The organism is Streptomyces sp. NPDC038135 (genome assembly GCF_055601245.1).
The window spans coordinates 171512-187339 of record NZ_JBVJXS010000008.1; the positions used below are offsets into that span (position 1 = coordinate 171512).

At 75.0% G+C, this 15828-nt stretch carries 17 protein-coding genes; 13 read left to right on the top strand and 4 right to left on the bottom strand.

All coding sequences use genetic code 11. The annotated features are described in order from the left end of the window. Positions 1–30: 30 nt before the first annotated feature. Positions 31–693 (top strand): TetR/AcrR family transcriptional regulator, encoded by a 663-nt coding sequence (locus ACZ7JA_RS23610; RefSeq protein WP_470810230.1) that lies wholly within the window; start codon positions 31–33, stop codon positions 691–693. 24 nt (positions 694–717) lie between these two features. Further along, the gene (locus ACZ7JA_RS23615; protein WP_470810233.1) at positions 718–1857 is read left to right on the top strand and encodes an FAD-dependent oxidoreductase; all 1140 of its coding nucleotides are present in this window, start codon (positions 718–720) and stop codon (positions 1855–1857) included. Positions 1858–1895: 38 nt separating this feature from the next. Here ACZ7JA_RS23615 and ACZ7JA_RS23620 read toward each other — a convergent pair whose 3' ends face one another. Then, on the bottom strand, positions 1896–2576 hold the full coding sequence (locus ACZ7JA_RS23620) for a TetR/AcrR family transcriptional regulator (RefSeq protein ID WP_351667871.1): 681 nt from the start codon (positions 2574–2576) through the stop codon (positions 1896–1898). Between the two features lie 105 nt (positions 2577–2681). On the opposite strand from ACZ7JA_RS23620, the gene ACZ7JA_RS23625 reads away from it, so the two are divergent. The 5 genes from ACZ7JA_RS23625 (at position 2682) to ACZ7JA_RS23645 (ending at position 7906) form a co-directional block, all read left to right on the top strand. After that, on the top strand, positions 2682–3245 hold the full coding sequence (locus tag ACZ7JA_RS23625; RefSeq protein ID WP_351667873.1) for an NAD(P)H-dependent oxidoreductase: 564 nt from the start codon (positions 2682–2684) through the stop codon (positions 3243–3245). Positions 3246–3424: 179 nt separating this feature from the next. Beyond that, positions 3425–4408: an alpha/beta hydrolase gene (locus tag ACZ7JA_RS23630; RefSeq protein ID WP_351667875.1), complete on the top strand. Its 984-nt coding sequence runs from the start codon at positions 3425–3427 to the stop codon at positions 4406–4408. A 136-nt stretch (positions 4409–4544) separates the two neighbouring features. Next, entirely contained in the window at positions 4545–5966 is a 1422-nt protein-coding gene (locus tag ACZ7JA_RS23635; RefSeq protein WP_389452405.1) for an amidase, read from the top strand. A gap of 100 nt (positions 5967–6066) precedes the next feature. After that, positions 6067–6285 carry a hypothetical protein gene (locus ACZ7JA_RS23640; RefSeq protein ID WP_351667879.1) on the top strand — a complete coding sequence of 73 codons (219 nt, stop codon included), beginning with the start codon at positions 6067–6069 and terminating at the stop codon, positions 6283–6285. Between the two features lie 133 nt (positions 6286–6418). Next, positions 6419–7906 (top strand): SPFH domain-containing protein, encoded by a 1488-nt coding sequence (locus tag ACZ7JA_RS23645; protein ID WP_470810235.1) that lies wholly within the window; start codon positions 6419–6421, stop codon positions 7904–7906. Between the two features lie 81 nt (positions 7907–7987). Here the strand turns inward: ACZ7JA_RS23645 and ACZ7JA_RS23650 are convergent, their stop codons facing one another. Both ACZ7JA_RS23650 and ACZ7JA_RS23655 read right to left on the bottom strand, forming a co-directional pair. Continuing rightward, positions 7988–8416, bottom strand: a complete 429-nt coding sequence (locus ACZ7JA_RS23650; protein ID WP_389452399.1) for a hypothetical protein — start codon at positions 8414–8416, stop codon at positions 7988–7990. Next, positions 8413–9108: a helix-turn-helix transcriptional regulator gene (locus ACZ7JA_RS23655; protein ID WP_470810236.1), complete on the bottom strand. Its 696-nt coding sequence runs from the start codon at positions 9106–9108 to the stop codon at positions 8413–8415. Before ACZ7JA_RS23655 ends, ACZ7JA_RS23650 begins: the two co-directional genes overlap by 4 nt. Positions 9109–9205: 97 nt before the next feature. Here ACZ7JA_RS23655 and ACZ7JA_RS23660 point away from each other — a divergent pair, with 97 nt between their 5' ends. Further along, positions 9206–9619: a cupin domain-containing protein gene (locus ACZ7JA_RS23660; RefSeq protein WP_351667887.1), complete on the top strand. Its 414-nt coding sequence runs from the start codon at positions 9206–9208 to the stop codon at positions 9617–9619. A gap of 146 nt (positions 9620–9765) precedes the next feature. After that, positions 9766–10212 (top strand): type II toxin-antitoxin system PemK/MazF family toxin, encoded by a 447-nt coding sequence (locus tag ACZ7JA_RS23665; protein ID WP_199212961.1) that lies wholly within the window; start codon positions 9766–9768, stop codon positions 10210–10212. A 97-nt stretch (positions 10213–10309) separates the two neighbouring features. Here ACZ7JA_RS23665 and ACZ7JA_RS23670 read toward each other — a convergent pair whose 3' ends face one another. Further along, on the bottom strand, positions 10310–11164 hold the full coding sequence (locus tag ACZ7JA_RS23670; protein ID WP_470810237.1) for a TIGR02452 family protein: 855 nt from the start codon (positions 11162–11164) through the stop codon (positions 10310–10312). A 275-nt stretch (positions 11165–11439) separates the two neighbouring features. On the opposite strand from ACZ7JA_RS23670, the gene egtA reads away from it, so the two are divergent. Genes egtA through egtD form a run of 4 tightly spaced genes read left to right on the top strand, consistent with a single transcriptional unit; the run spans position 11440 to position 15828 of the window. Further along, a complete protein-coding gene (gene egtA / locus ACZ7JA_RS23675) occupies positions 11440–12756 on the top strand; it encodes an ergothioneine biosynthesis glutamate--cysteine ligase EgtA (protein WP_450744787.1) in 1317 nt (438 codons plus the stop codon). Beyond that, positions 12753–14090: an ergothioneine biosynthesis protein EgtB gene (egtB, locus tag ACZ7JA_RS23680; RefSeq protein WP_404027392.1), complete on the top strand. Its 1338-nt coding sequence runs from the start codon at positions 12753–12755 to the stop codon at positions 14088–14090. Before egtA ends, egtB begins: the two co-directional genes overlap by 4 nt. Further along, positions 14090–14869, top strand: a complete 780-nt coding sequence (gene egtC / locus ACZ7JA_RS23685; protein WP_351667895.1) for an ergothioneine biosynthesis protein EgtC — start codon at positions 14090–14092, stop codon at positions 14867–14869. Before egtB ends, egtC begins: the two co-directional genes overlap by 1 nt. Next, positions 14866–15828, top strand: coding sequence for an L-histidine N(alpha)-methyltransferase (gene egtD, locus ACZ7JA_RS23690; protein ID WP_351667897.1), 963 nt, complete (start codon positions 14866–14868; stop codon positions 15826–15828). Before egtC ends, egtD begins: the two co-directional genes overlap by 4 nt.

The window sequence follows — 15828 nt, forward strand, 5'->3', positions numbered from 1 at the left end:
CGCAACGAACATGTTCGTTAGCCTGGCGGCATGACTGGAACCCCCCGCTCCCGCCGTGAACGCCCCGCCAAACCGGCGCTCAGCCGGGAGGGTATCGTCGCGGCCGCGCTCGCGGTCCTGCGGACCGAAGGGCTGCGCAAGGTGACCATGCGGCGGCTGGCCCAGGAGCTCGACACCGGACCCGCCTCGCTGTACGTCTACGTCCGCAACACCGACGAGCTGCACGCGGCCGTCCTCGACGAGCTGCTCGGCACCGTCGGTCCCGCCCCGGCCGGGGGCGACTGGCGGGAGCGGCTGGAGCGGGTGCTCACCGACTGCACTCTGATGCTCCTGGACCATCCGGACCTGGCCCGCTCGGCGCTGACCGCACGGCCGAGCGGCCCGCACTACCTGAACCTGATCGAGACGCTGCTCGCCCTGCTCGCCGAGGGCGGGGTCCCGCGCGACCGGGCCGCCTGGGGCGTGGACCTGCTCCTGCAGCACGCCACCGCGACCGCCGCCGAGCACGCCGGGGAGAAGTCCCCAGGCGACTGGCAGGCACTGGACAGCGCGCTGCGCGGGGCGTCCGAGGAGACCCATCCGCACATCGCCGCCTCCGCCGGGGAGCTGCTGTCCGGCGCCCCGCGGGCCCGTATGTCCTGGGCCTTCCGGGCGCTGATCGACGGCATCGAGCGCACCGCCGTACCCGACTGACACCCCGCTCCCGAGGAGACCTCCATGACCACCGCCCACCACCCCGTCACCGTCGTCGGCGCCGGACTCGGCGGCCTCGCGCTCGCCCGGGTGCTGCACGTGCACGGCGTCGAGGCGGCCGTCCTCGACGCGGACGCCTCACCGGCCGCGCGCACGCAGGGCGGCATGCTCGACATCCACGACGACTCCGGACAGGAGGCGCTGCGCGCGGCCGGGCTGCACGACGCCTTCATGGCCCGGGTGCACCCCGGCGGCCAGGCGCTGCGCGTCCTCGACCAGGAGGGCACCGTCCACCTGAAGGAGTCCGACGACGGCACCGGCGCACGCCCCGAGATCGACCGCGGCGAGCTGCGCGACCTGCTGCTGGCCTCCCTGCCGGCCGGTACCGTCCGCTGGGGCGCGAAGGTGACCGGCGCCCGCCCGCTCGGCGACGGCCGGCACGAGGTGGCCCTCGCGGACGGCGGCACGTTCACCACCGGTCTGCTGGTCGGCGCGGACGGCGCCTGGTCCCGCGTCCGCCCCCTGCTGTCCCCCGCCCGGCCCGCGTACACCGGGGTGTCGTTCGTCGAGGCGGACCTGCTGGACGCCGACGCCCGGCATCCCGGGGCCGCCGCGGTGGTCGGCGGCGGCATGCTGTTCGCGCTGGGCGCGGGCCGGGGCTTCCTCGGGCACCGCGAGAGCGACGGCAGCCTGCACGTATACGCGGCCGTCGAGGCGCCGGAGGACTGGCTCGACGGGATCGACTTCGGCGACACCGAGGCGGCGAAGACGGCGGTGCTGAAGGAGTTCGGCGGCTGGCACGAGAGCCTGCGCGCACTGGTGGCGGAGGCGGACGGGGCGCTGGTGCCACGGCGGATCCACGCCCTGCCGGCCGGTCACCGCTGGGCCAGGACGCCCGGGGTCACCCTGCTCGGGGACGCGGCGCACCTGATGTCGCCGTTCGCCGGCGAGGGCGCCAACCTCGCGCTGCTCGACGGCGCCGAGCTGGGCCTCGCCGTAGCCGCGCACCCCGGGGACACCGAGGCCGCGCTCGCCGCCTACGAGGAGCGGATGTTCCCGCGGGCCGCGGCGTCGGCGGCGGAGTCGGCGCGCGGCGGCGCGACGCTGTTCCGGGCCGACGCGCCGCACGGGCTGCTGCGGATGTTCGCCGGCCACGACGCCTGATCCCGCCCCGGCCGGGAGTGCCCGGCCGGGACCGCGCGTCAGGCGGGCCGCTCCGTGCCCGTCACCCGGGCCACGAGGTCGAGCCAGCCGGCCTCCAGCCGCTCCATCGGCATCCCGCACTGCCGGGTCAGATGGTGGATCTGGGCGGGGTCGAGGTAGGCCAGCAGCGTCAGGCAGAGCAGATCGCAGTCGGCGCCCGGCACGAGCTGCCGCAGCAGCATTGTGACGTGCGTGCGCAGCGCCTGGACGGCGGGGTGTGAGAACCGGCGGCACGGCTCCGGCTGGGCGGCGAGCTGGAGGTCGAGCTGCTCCGCCGAGCGGTAGAGGACCGCCACGCCGAACGCCCGCAGCCGGTCGAGGGGCGGTGCGCCGGGGCCGAGCGGCGGGGGCCCGGACAGGAAGTCGCCCTGGAGCTGCCGGCCCGAGTGGTCGAGCAGGGCCGTCAGCAGCCCGGTGCGGTCGCCGAAGCGGCGGAACACCGTGCCCTTGCCCACCTGGGCCGCGGCCGCCACGGCCTCCATCGTCACCCCGGCCACCCCGTGCTCGGCGATCAGCCGGGCGGCCGCCTCCAGCAGCCGGGCCCGGTTGCGGGCGGCGTCGGCGCGCAGGCAGGGCTCGCCGGGACCCGGCTCGACCTCAAGCAGTTGAGGCGTGTCGTAGGGCTCCTGGGGCTGCGGGAAGGGGGGCAGGGCGGCGGACATGAAGACAGCGTAAAGCATCGGGAACAAAACTGGACCGCGGTCCGGTTAGCCTGATAGAAAAGCTAAGCGGACCTCGGTCCGGATCCTAACGGCGATGTCTCAGCCCCCTTTGGAGTAACCCCCATGTCTGTTCGCATCCTCGCCCTCGTCGGCAGCCTCCGCGCCGGTTCGCACAACCGCCAGCTCGCCGAGGCGGCCGTCAAGCTCGCCCCCGAGGGCGCCGAGGTCGTGCTCTACGAGGGCCTGGCCGAGGTCCCCTTCTACAACGAGGACATCGACGTCGAGGGCGACGTCCCGGCGCCCGCCGCCGCGCTGCGCGAGGCCGCCGGCGCAGCCGACGCCTTCCTCTTCTTCTCCCCCGAGTACAACGGCACCATCCCGGCCGTCCTGAAGAACGCCATCGACTGGCTGTCCCGCCCGTACGGCGCCGGCGCCTTCATCGGCAAGCCCGTCGCCGTGGTCGGCACCGCCTTCGGCCAGTACGGCGGCGTGTGGGCGCAGGACGACACCCGCAAGGCCGTGGGCATCGCCGGCGGCAAGGTGATCGAGGACATCAAGCTGTCCATCCCCGGCTCCGTGACCCGCTTCGCCGAGACCCACCCGGTCGACGACGCCGAGGTCGCCGCGCAGCTCACCGAGGTCGTCGCCCGCCTGCACGGCAACGTGGGCGAGGTCGCGGCCGCCTGAGCCGGACGCACCCGCTAAGGGGCCGGAACCGCCGGGTTCCGGCCCCTTCGGCATGCCCGGACGCCCTGGGAGGGGGACCCGCCGTCCGGTGGACATCCAGGACTCGAAACAGGCGCACGGGTCATACGTGTCGCAGGGGCGCGCAGCACGCGTCCCGCAGAGTCAGGTGAGGAGAAGTCATGCCCCCGCGCCACTCCCCGTCCCCGCCGCCGTTCGATCCGGAGCTGGCCGCCGTGCTGGAGCCGGCCGGCGACGCGGTCCCGCCCGGCCTCACACCGGACGAGATCCCCACGGCCCGGCGGGGCGCGAGCAAGGAGCTGGCCGAGCTGTTCGACGTCACGATGGACGGCGCCTTCGAGGTGGAGGAGCGGCCGGTGCCGGGTCCCGGCGGCGCGCCGGACGTCTCGCTGCTCATCTGCCGCCCCGCCGCCGCCCCGGCCGGCCCGCTGCCGGTGATCTACCACGTGCACGGCGGCGGCATGATCCTCGGTCACAACCGGGCCGGGGTGGAGGCCCCGCTGAACTGGGCGCGGGAACTGGGCGCCGTCGTCGTCTCGGTCGAGTACCGCCTCGCGCCCGAGAACCCGCACCCGGCGCCGGTCGAGGACGTGTACGCGGGCCTGCTCTGGACGGCCGGGCACGCCAAGGAGATCGGCGGCGACCCGGACCGGATCGTGATCGCCGGGGCCAGCGCGGGCGGCGGGCTGACCGCCGCGCTCGCCCTGCTGCTGCGCGACCGCCGGGGCCCGGCCGTCATCGGCCAGCTCCTGATGTACCCGATGCTCGACGACCGCAACGACACCGTCTCCAGCCACCAGATGGCGGGCGTCGGCGTCTGGGACCGCACCGCCAACGACACCGCCTGGACGGCGCTGCTCGGCGACCGCCGCGGTGGCCCCGACGTCTCGCCCTACGCCGCACCCGCCCGCGCGGCGGACCTGTCCGGCCTGCCCCCGGCCTTCCTCGACGTCGGCTCCGCCGAGACCTTCCGGGACGAGGTCGTCGACTACGCCTCCCGCATCTGGGCCTGCGGCGGCGTGGCCGAACTCCACGTCTGGCCAGGCGGCTTCCACGGCTTCGACGGAGTCGCCCCGCGGGCTTCCCTGTCCCGGGCGGCGCGGGCGGCCCGGCTCGCGTGGCTGCGCAGACTGCTGGCCGGATGAGGACGCGCACGCCGTGCGCGTCCCGCGCACCCGGACTTGGCCGGATGTCACCTGTGCGAAAGCTGTACGACCGCCCCCATGCCGAGGTTACCGTTCGGTAGACATCGTGCCCGGAGGCTCCCGGAGGTGCCCCGCAATGACGCCCGACCGTGCCGCAGGACTCGTGGAGTCGGCCCGCGCGCTCGCCGCCGGGGAGGTGACCTCACGTGCGCTGGTGGAACTGGCCCTGGCCCGGATCGAGGCCACCCAGCCGACCCTGAACGCCTTCCGGGTGGTGCGCGCCGAGGCCGCGCTCGCCGAAGCGGAAGCCGCCGACCGGGAGTTGGCGGCCGGAGTACGCCGCCCGCTGCTCGGGGTGCCGGTGGCGGTCAAGGACGACATGGACGTGGCGGGCGAGCCGACGGCGTTCGGCTGCCGGGGCGCGTTCCCGCCGGCCGCGGCGGACGGGGAGGCGGTACGGCGGCTGCGGGCGGCCGGGGCGGTGATTGTCGGCAAGACCAACACCTGTGAGCTGGGGCAGTGGCCGTTCACCGAGGGGCCCGCCTTCGGGGAGACCCGCAACCCGTGGCACACCGGCCACACTCCGGGCGGCTCCTCGGGCGGTTCGGCGGCCGCGGTCGCCGCCGGACTGGTCCCGGCCGCGCTCGGCTCGGACGGCGCGGGATCGGTGCGGATCCCGGCCTCCTGGACCCATCTGATCGGGATCAAGCCACAGCGCGGGCGGATCTCGACCTGGCCGCGCGCCGAGGCCTTCCACGGCATCACGGTGAACGGCACGCTGGCCCGCACGGTCGCCGACGCGGCCCTGCTGCTGGACGCGGCCGGCGGCAACCACCCCCGGGACCCGCACCGGCCGCCGGCGCTCACGGTGTCCGAGGCGGTCGGCCGCGACCCCGGCCGGCTGCGCGTCGCCCTGTCGCTGAAGCCGCCGTTCACCGCCGTGCCCGCGCGGCTGCGCCCCGACGTCCGGGCCCGGGTCCTCGAACTCGCCGACCGGCTGGCCGGCTTGGGGCACACCGTGGAGGAGGCCGACCCGCCCTACGGGCAGATCGGGCTGGCCTTCGTACCGCGGGCCACCGCCGGTATCGCCGACTACGTCCGCGAGGCTCCCGACCTGGCGCTGCTCGATCCGCGCACCCGGGGCGCGGCCCGGCTGGGCCGGCTGCTCGGCGGGGCCCCGCTGCGGGCCGCACGGCGCGCGGAGGCGGTCCTGCACCGGCGGATCGGCGCCTTCTTCGACGCGTACGACGTACTGCTCGCCCCGACGACGGCCGCTCCCCCGCCCGCGATCGGCGCACTGTCCGGCCTCGGCGGGCTGGCCACCGACCGCGCCATGATCGCCGCCTGTCCGTACGCCTGGCCGTGGAACGTCCTCGGCTGGCCGGGGGTCAACGTGCCCGCCGGGTTCGTGGGCGACGGCCTGCCCGTGGGCGCCCAATTGCTCGGGCCCGCCGCCAGCGAGCCGCTGCTGGTGTCCCTGGCCGCCCAGCTGGAGTCGGAGCTGCGCTGGCACGAGCGGTGGCCGCCGGTGCCGGAGCCGGACGCGCGGGTGGCCTGACCGATCGGCGAGCGCGGGCGGTGCGGGCGGACGGGCCCCGGACTTCCCGGAGCCCGAACTTCCAGGCGGCGGGCGCCCGTTCCGCCCGTACCCTGTGGCCATGGACGATGCGTCGATGGTCGGGCTCATGGGACGGGTGACGGGGACGATCGGGCCCGGTCTGGTCGGCGAGGTGATCGTCCGGGTGCGCGGCGGCGCCGAGCACTTCCTCGCGTACGCCGCCGACGGCACGGGCCGCATGGAGCGCGGCACGGTGGTGATGGTGGTGGAGTACCTGCCGCCGAGGACGGTGTACGTCACCGCCGCGTACGACAGTTGAGCGTAGCGCGCCCCAGGTGAGGGGCTTGTGCGTCAAGATTGCGCCAAGGATGCCCCGATGCCTTCTCGGTGCGTCGCGACGGGCGCACACTCCCTTCGTTCGGTGCCGAAAGGGCACCATGCAAAGGGGGCGAATGCCGATGGTCGTCGGCGTCGTTGCGGGAGCGGTCGTCGTTGCCGTTCTCGTGCTGATCGGTCTGTTCAAGATGATGTGGCGGGTCGCCGAGCCGAACGAGGCGCTCATCATCTCCGGGTCCAAGCACCGTACCGAGGGACTCGAGGAGGGCATGGGATTCCGCATCGTCACGGGGCGGGGCACGCTGGTGCTGCCCGGTGTGCAGGCGGTGCGCAAGCTCTCCCTGGACCTGAACGAGACCGAGTTGCAGGTGGACTGCGTGACCCACCAGGGCATCCCGCTGAAGGTGCGGGGCGTGGTCATCTTCAAGGTGGGCGACGACTTCGTGTCGATCGCGAACGCCGCCCGCCGTTTCCTGGACCAGCAGCGGCTGATGTCGGAGCGGGTGCACAACGTCTTCGCCGGTCATCTGCGGTCCATCGTGGGCGGGTTGACGGTCGAGGACATGATCCGCGACCGGGAGAAGCTGACCGGGCAGACCCGGGCGGCGTGCGGTACGGAGATGGAGAAGCTGGGTCTGATCGTCGACTCGCTGCAGATCCACGAGATCGAGGACCCGACCGGGTACATCCAGAACCTGGCCATGCCGCACGCGGCGGCCGTGCAGCGGGACGCGCGCATCGCGCAGGCCGAGGCGAACCGGCTGGCCACCGAGGCGGAGCAGCAGTCGTTCGCGCGGATGGCGGAGGCCACCCGGGACAGCGAGATCCTGCAGGCCGGCTACCAGGCCGAGCGGGACAAGGCGGGGGCGAAGGCCCAGCAGGCCGGACCGCTCGCCGCGGCCGCCGCCCGGCAGGAGGTCGTCGTCCAGGAGACCCGGGTCGCCGAGCTCGAGGCGCACCGGCGTGAGCAGCAGCTCCAGGCGGACGTCCGCAAGCCGGCCGACGCCCGGGCCTACGAGAAGCGGACGCTGGCCGAGGCCGAGCGCGACGCCCGGATCTCGGCGGCCCAGGCCAAGGCGAAGGAGACGGAACTCGCGGCGGCCGCCGAGGCCACCCGGGTCAAGGCGGCCGCGGGCGCCGAGGCCGAGGCCACCAAGACCCGGGGCGCGGCCTCCGCCGCGGCCACCCGGGCCACCGGTGAGGCGGAGGCCGCCGCCGCTCAGGCCAGGGGTCTGGCGGACGCGGAGGCGACCAAGGCGAAGGGCCTCGCCGAGGCGGAGGCCATCAAGGCGCGGGCCGCCGCCCTGGCCGAGAACCAGGAGGCCGTCGTCGCGCAGCAGCTCGCGGAGAACTGGCCGGAGATCGTCCAGGCGGGCGCGTCCGCGTTCGGCAACGTGGACAACATGGTGCTGCTCAACGGCGCCGACGGCATGGCCGAGCTGTTCGCCAAGGCGCTCACCATGGGCGGCACCGGACTCGGCCTGGCCCGCCAGCTGCTCTCGTCGATGAACCACAACGGGACCGGCGCGCCGGGCACTTCACCGTCGCTCAACGGGGCGGTGCCGCCCGCACCGCAGAGGGTGCCGGTGGAGCAGGAGGGTTAGCGGTCCGCTCCGGAGCCGCCGGACGGCCGGGGTCCCCAGCGGGGGCCCCGGCCGCCGCGCGTCGGCCCCCGTCGCCGGCCGTCATCCGCGCAGCAGCGCGATGCCCAGCGCGAACAGCGTCACGACCTTCGCCAGTTCCAGCGCCACGTACCAGAGGTGGCCGCGGGAGCGGGGCAGGTCCTCGCCCGCGAGCACCCGGTCGGACCTGCGGTTCAGGCGCGGCCGTACGACGGCGAGCTGGGCGGCGAGCAGCACGGCGACGGCCGCGGTCAGCCCCACGGTCCCGGCCGCCGCGCCGCCCACGGCGACGGCGACGGCCACCACGACGGCGAGAGCGGTCTCGACGGCGTTCAGGGCCCGGAAGACGAGCCGGCCTATGCCCAGGCCGATGGGTATGGTCACGCCCGGTGCGCGGAACTTCAGCGGCGCCTCCAGGAAGGAGATCGCCAGCACCATTCCGAGCCAGACGAAGACCACCGCGCTCGCGGTGGCGGCCGACGCGCTGTTCATCGGGGGGCTGCCTCTTTCTGCTCTGCGGCGGCCGTCCCGCCCAGGTGGGCGAGGCAGGAGTCGGGTTCGGCGAAGGGTTCCAGGCCGGTCGCGGTCAGCGGCGCGCCGAGCCCGGCCAACGCGCCCCGCATCAGGCCGAGATGGAGCGGGCACACCAACCGGCCGTACTCCTCGGCGAGTTCCAGGAAGGGGCAGTGCCGCAACCGGATCCGGGCCGGCGGCCCGTCCGGTCCGGGCGTTCCCTCCGCGCTCGGGGCGAAGCCCAGGTCGTCCAGCAGGCCGACGAGCCGGGCCGCCGAGCGCGCGGCGGTCGGCCGCTCGAAGGGCGGCGGCGGCTCCACCAGGGACCGGCCCCAGGCGCGGCCGGTCTCCTCCGCCTCCGCGCGCGCCTCGGCGGGATCGGCGGACGCCCAGCGGCTGAGCAGCATCCGGGCCAGCAGCGGGTAGCCGCGCGCGCCGCCGCGGTCCATGCCGGGCCGCACGCGGTAGGCGGCACGGGGCCGGCCGGGCCCGGAGGTCGCCTCGGTGCCGCTCTCCACCAGCCCGTCGGCCACCAGCGCGTCCAGGTGGAAACGCACGGTGTTGGGGTGGACGCCCATCCGCTCGGCGACCGCTGCCACCCCGAGCGGCGCGGGGGCGGCCCGCAGCACGTCCAGCACCTCCCGGCGGCGCGGGCTCTGCCGTGCGGTCATGGCCGTTCACCCACTTCCACCTGCGTGTATTTTTCACAAGACCTACGTGGAGTAATTGTAGGATGGGCCACGGAGAGCGATAGAGCGAGGGGTGCGCATGACGCCGTCGTCCGAGAGCGGGACCGGCTGGGACGCGGGTCCGGACCCGCGCGTCCTGTGCGACGCCGGCGCCCTGGCCGCCGATCCGCCGGTTCCGTCGGGGGTGCTGTGGAAGCTGGCCGAGGGCGGACGCCAGCTCGACGCCAACGTCGTACGGCTGGCCCCGGGCTCGCGCGTCGACACGCACACCGAGCCGAACCTGGACGTGCTGGTCCTGGTCGTCTCGGGGGACGGCGTGCTCGGCAAAGGCGCCCGGGACGAGCCGGAGCCGCTCACCGAGGGCGCCCTGCTGTGGCTGCCGCACGGCTCCACGCGCAGCATCACCGCCGGCGCCTCGGGCCTCGCCTGCCTGACCGTGCACCGCCGCCGGCCCGGCATGCAGATCCAGTCGCGCGGCGGCGCGCCCGTGTGACGGGCGGGAGGCGGCCGGTCATGTCCTCCGCCGCGGCCCGGGCGCGGAACAGGCCCGTCGCGCAACGCCGTTCGCCGCGACCCGCCGTCCGCCCCGCGCTGACCCGCGCTCCCGACGTGCCCACGTCAGGCCCTAGGGTGCTCTCCGTGAGCACGCCTACCGATGAGAACGTCCCGGGCCGCTTCGGCCCCCATGCCACCACCGAGGCCGACCCGCGCGGGGCCGGCCGGGTGCGCACCGAGTACTCCCCCGCCCACGACGGCGACCCCGACCCGGGTGAGATCGTGTGGACCTGGGTGCCGTTCGAGGAGAACGACGGCCGCGGCAAGGACCGGCCGGTGCTGGTGGTCGCCCGGGAGGCGGCGGGCACCTTCCTCGCCGTCCAGTTGTCCAGCAAGCGGCACGACGGGGACCGCGAGTGGGTGGCCATCGGCAGCGGCCCCTGGGACCGGTCGGGCCGCGACTCGTGGGTGGACGTGGACCGCGTGCTGAGGCTGCACGAGGACGGCATGCGCCGGGAGGCCTGCGCGCTGGACCGGATGCGCTTCAATCTGGTCCGGCAGCGGCTGCACGAGCGGTACGGCTGGACCTGACGGCCGCCGGCCGGCGGCCTCGCGGCCCCGGCCCGCGCCGCGACCGCCCCCGGCCGGTGGCCCTGCGGTTCCCGGTCGGCGACCGGCCGGACGGCCCCTAGCCGGTGACCGGGCGCGCGCGCTCGGAGGACTCGGCGAAACGTCGGGCGAAGGCCTCCCGGACGGCCGCCCCCGGCGTGCGGTCCAGGATGCCGAACACCACGTGCTCGAACGTCCGCGCGAACCGCCCACCGGGCCCGAGCAGCGCCCGGAAGGCCTCGGCGACCTGCGCCGGGTCGTTCTGGAACACGCCGCAGCCCCAGGCGCCCAGCACCAGCCGCCGGTAGCCCTGGGCGGCGGCGGTCTCCAGGACCCGCTCGGCCCGCCGGGCGAGGGCGGCCGGGAGTTCAGCGGCACGCCCGGGGGCGGTACGCCGCACGACACCCGCGTTGGGAGCGGCCGCCGTGAGGAAGCCCGCGAGGTACGGCCGCTCCAGCAGCGCGCCCCGGTCGTCGCGGAACACCGGCACGGCCGGGGAGTGAATCACCCGATCGGTGTAGAACGGGTCACGGTGCGCGCGGTGGTGGTCGTAGAAGGCGCGGGCCTCCAGTAGGCAGGTGTACAGCGCCGAGGCGCGGCACAGGGCTTCCTCCTGGGCCTGGGCGCCGTTCAGGTAGCCGCCGCCGGGATTGCGGGCCGAGGCGAAGTTCAGGACGGCGACCGGCGCGCCGGCCAGCCGGCGGGCGGCCTCGGTGCTGCTCTCCCCCGTGACCTCCAGGACGGGCTCCGTGTCCAGGACCACGGGTACCGGTACCGGTACCGGTAGCGGTTCGGGTCCATACAGCCGGGTGCCCGCCCGGGCGGCCTCGACGGCGGCCGCCAGCGGTACCTCCCGGCCGTCGGGCGCGCGGTACGAACCCGCCGCCACCATGCGTTCGGTCTCCGCGGCCACACCGCGCAGGCGCGCGCTCATGGCGCCACCCCCGTGGGCGCCACGAGCGCGGCCGGCGCTCTCTCCCCCGTCGTGCTCATGCACGCATCCTGGGTGATGCTGGGATGCGGTGCAACGGAGTTTCCCGGGGGCCGGAACGGCCGGGGAACCCGGAAAGGAACGGAGGTTACCGATCCGGAACGTCCCGATGGGCACCCTTGTGCGAATCGACTCAAGGGTCTTGGGTGGACGGGTGCCTGTCCGTGCCCGGCGTGGGCCGGACCGGTGGCATGGTGGAATCTCAGGAGGATCCCGACATGTCCGACTCGAAGAGCGATTGCGGCGACTGTACGGAGCGCCGCGACGCCGTCACCGAAGCCGAGGTGGAAGCCCTGGTCAGGGGCATCTGCTTCAAGACCGGACCGCCCCGCACCCTCGGGGTCGAAGTGGAATGGCTCGTACACGAGCTGCGGCGGCCGCAGCTCCCGGTCCCACCCGAACGACTCGAAGCGGCGTACGCCACCCTGCGGAGCGTGCCGCTGCGTTCGCCGCTCACGATCGAGCCCGGCGGCCAGCTGGAGCTGAGTTCTCCGCCCGCCGCCTCCCTGATGGAGTGCGTGGACACCGTCTCCGCCGACCTGGAGGCCGTGCGCGCCGTCCTCGCGCAGGACGGACTCGGACTCCTCGGCGTGGGCCACGACCCCTGGCGCGCACCCCGCCGGTTCCTGCGCGAACCGCGCTACGACGCCATGGAGGCCTGTCTCGACCGCACCGGCACGGCCGGCCGGCACATGATGTGCGCCTCGGCCTCCGTCCAGGTGTGCGTGGACGCCGGGCACGACGACCCGGGCGTCCTCGGTCTCGGACAGCGCTGGTGGCTGGCCCACCAGCTCGGCGCGGTCCTGGTGGCCGCGTTCGCCAACTCCCCCCTGGTCGGCCGGCGGCCCACCGGCTGGCGGTCCACCCGTCAGCTGCACTGGACGGAGATCGGCGCGGGCCGCGCGGGCGCTCCCCCGCCCGACGCGGAACCGAGGGGCGCCTGGGCCCGGCACGTGCTGGACTCCCCGGTGATGTGCGTCCGCCGCGACAGCGGCCCGTGGGACGTGCCCGACGGCCTCACCTTCCGCGAGTGGACCCGCTCGCGGGACCGCCGGCCGCCCACCCGGGAGGATCTCGACTACCACCTGACCACCCTGTTCCCGCCGGTCCGGCCGCGCGGCCACCTGGAGCTGCGCATGATCGACGCGCAGCCGGGCGACGACGGCTGGATCGTGCCGCTCGCGGTGACCGCGGCGCTGTTCGACGACCCGGAGGCCGCCGAGAGCGCGCACCAGGCGGTCAAACCGCTGGCCGAGCGGGCCATGAACCTGCCGGCCCCGCACAATCCGCTGTGGATCGACGCGGCCCGGCACGGGCTCACCGATCCGGAGCTGTGCGACGCCGCCGTCGCCTGTTTCTCGGCGGCGCTCCTGGCCCTGCCCCGGATGGGCGCCGCGCCCGCGGTCGTCGACGCCGTCGCCGCGTACCTGGACCGCTACGTCGCGCGGGGCCGCTGCCCGGCCGACGACCTGCTCGACCGTCTGCGCGGCGCCGGCCGCCGCGCGGCCGACGGGAGGAAGGACATCCGCACATGACCGCCCCCGAGACCGAGACCACGGCCGCCGAGGCGGACACCGAGGCGCTGCGCGAGCGCGCGGTCGCCTCGCTCACCGCCGCCCGCGCCCGCACCGAGCTGCTGACCGACTGCGTCGAGGACCCGGACCTCACCGCCCAGCACTCCCCGCTGATGTCGCCCCTGGTGTGGGACCTCGCCCACATCGGCAACCAGGAGGAGCTGTGGCTGCTGCGGGCGGTCGGCGGCCGGGAGGCGCTGCGGCCCGAGATCGACGGCCTGTACGACGCCTTCGAGCACTCGCGCGCCGAACGCCCCTCGCTGCCGCTGCTGCCGCCCGCCGAGGCCCGCGGATACGCGTCCGACGTACGCGGTCGCGCCCTGGACCTGCTGGGGGCCGCGGACTTCCACGGCAGCCGGCTGACCGAGGCCGGCTTCGCCTTCGGCATGATCGCGCAGCACGAACAGCAGCACGACGAGACCATGCTGATCACCCATCAGCTCCGCACCGGTCCTCCGGTCCTGACCGCGCCCGATCCCGGACCGGCCCCGCTGTTCACCGGTCCGGCCGAAGTCCTGGTGCCCGGCGGCCCGTTCACCATGGGCACCTCCGCCGAGCCCTGGGCGCTGGACAACGAGCGCCCCGCGCACCCGGTGGACGTGGCGCCCTTCTGGATCGACACGACCCCGGTGACGAACGCGGCGTACCAGGCGTTCATCGAGGACGGCGGCTACCGCACCGAGCGCTGGTGGACCCCGGAGGGCTGGGCGCACATCCGGCAGCACGGCGTCACCGCTCCGCTGTTCTGGCGGCGCGACGGCGGCCAGTGGCTGCGGCGGCGCTTCGGCGTCACCGAGGCGGTGCCGGCCGACGAGCCCGTGCTGCACGTGTGCTGGTACGAGGCGGACGCCTACGCCCGCTGGGCCGGGCGCCGGCTGCCGACCGAGGCGGAATGGGAGAAGGCCGCCCGCTTCGACCCGGCCACCGGCCGCTCCCGGCGCTACCCGTGGGGCGACGCCGACCCGGCCCCCGAGCACGCCAACCTGGGCCAGCGCCATCTCCGGCCGGCCCCCGCCGGCAGCTATCCGGACGGCGAGTCCCCGCTCGGCGTACGGCAGTTGATCGGCGACGTGTGGGAGTGGACGTCGAGCGACTTCCTGCCCTACCCGGGGTTCACCGCGTTCCCGTACAAGGAGTACTCGGAGGTGTTCTTCGGCGCCGAGTACAAGGTGCTGCGCGGCGGCTCGTTCGCCGTGGACCAGGTGGCCTGCCGGGGCACGTTCCGCAACTGGGACTACCCGATCCGGCGGCAGATCTTCTCCGGGTTCCGGACCGCGCGTACGGAGGCCGTCTGATGTGCCGGCACCTGGCCTACCTCGGGCCGGAACAGCCGCTCGGCCGGCTCCTGACGGAGCCCGCGCACAGCCTGTACCGGCAGTCGTGGGAGCCCCGCCGGCAGCGGTACGGCACCGTCAACGCCGACGGTTTCGGGGTGGGCTGGTACGCCCCGGACGATCCCGCGCCGGCCCGCTACCGGCGGGCCGGGCCGATCTGGGCCGACCTGTCCTTCGCCGACCTGGCCCGGGTGGTGCGCTCCGGCGCGGTGCTCGCCGCTGTGCGCGACGCCACCCTCGCGGGCGCGGACGCCGAGGCCGCGGCCGCGCCGTTCGCCGCCGGACGCTGGCTGTTCAGCCACAACGGCGCGATCGCCGGCTGGCCCGACTCGGCGGCGCCCCTGGTCTCCGGACTGCCGCCGGTCGAACTGCTGTCGCTGCAGGCGCGCACCGACTCGGCGTTCGTCTGGGCGCTGGTGCTGCACCGGCTGCGCTCCGGCGACGAGCCCGCCGAGGCCCTCGGCGGCACCGTCCGCCGGTTCGCCGCGGCGGCCCCCGCGTCCCGCCTCAATCTGCTGCTCACCGACGGCGAGACCATCGCCGCCACCGCCTGGGGCGACAGCCTCTGGTACCGCACGGAACCCGGCCGGGGGACGGTCGTCGCGTCGGAGCCTTACGACGACGACCCGCTCTGGCAGGAGGTCCCCGACCGCACCGTGCTTACCGCGAACCGCGCCGGCGTGCTCCTCGCCCCACTCGAGGATCCGGCGCCGGCAACCCAGAAGGAGCCCTGCCGTTGAGTCCCCTGCACGTCACCCGCACACTCCCCGAGGACGCGACCGGCGCCGCGCTGCGCGCCGACGTCCGGCACGGCCTCACCGCCACCCCCAAGACGCTGCCGCCGAAGTGGTTCTACGACGCCCTGGGCAGCGAGCTGTTCGAGCGGATCACCGGTCTGCCCGAGTACTACCCCACGCGTGCCGAGCGCGAGATCCTCGTCGCCCGCAGCGGTGAGATCGCCGCGGCGAGCGGCGCCCGGACCCTGATCGAACTGGGTTCCGGGTCCTCGGAGAAGACCCGGCACCTCATCGACGCGCTCACCTCGCTGGAGGCGTACGTCCCGGTCGACGTCAGCGAGAGCGCCCTCGCCCAGGCCGGGCGGGCGCTCGTCGCGGAGCGGCCCGGACTCGACGTGCACGCGCTGATCGCCGACTTCACCGCCCCGCTGGAACTGCCCGCGACGCCCGGACCCCGGCTCGTGGCCTTCCTCGGGGGCACCATCGGCAACCTGCTGCCCGCCGAACGGGCTGAGTTCCTCGCCCTCGTGCGCTCCCAGCTCGCCCCGGGCGACGGCCTGCTGCTCGGCACGGACCTGGTCAAGGACGAGCGGGTGCTGGTCCGGGCGTACGACGACGCGGCCGGGGTGACGGCCGCGTTCAACAAGAACGTCCTGGCGGTCGTCAACCGTGAACTGGGCGCGGACTTCGATCCGGACGCCTTCGAGCACGTGGCCGTGTGGGACCCGGATCAGGAGTGGATCGAGATGCGGCTGCGCTCGCGCGCCGCGCAGACCGTCAAGGTGCCCGCCCTCGACCTGGCCGTGGACTTCGCGGCGGGCGAGGAGATGCGCACCGAGGTGTCGGCGAAGTTCCGCCGGGCCGGCATCGGCGCCGAACTGGCGGCCGCCGGTCTCGAGCTGACCCACTGGTGGACGGATGCCGAGGACCGGTTCGCGCTGTCGCTGAGCGTGGTGCGGTAG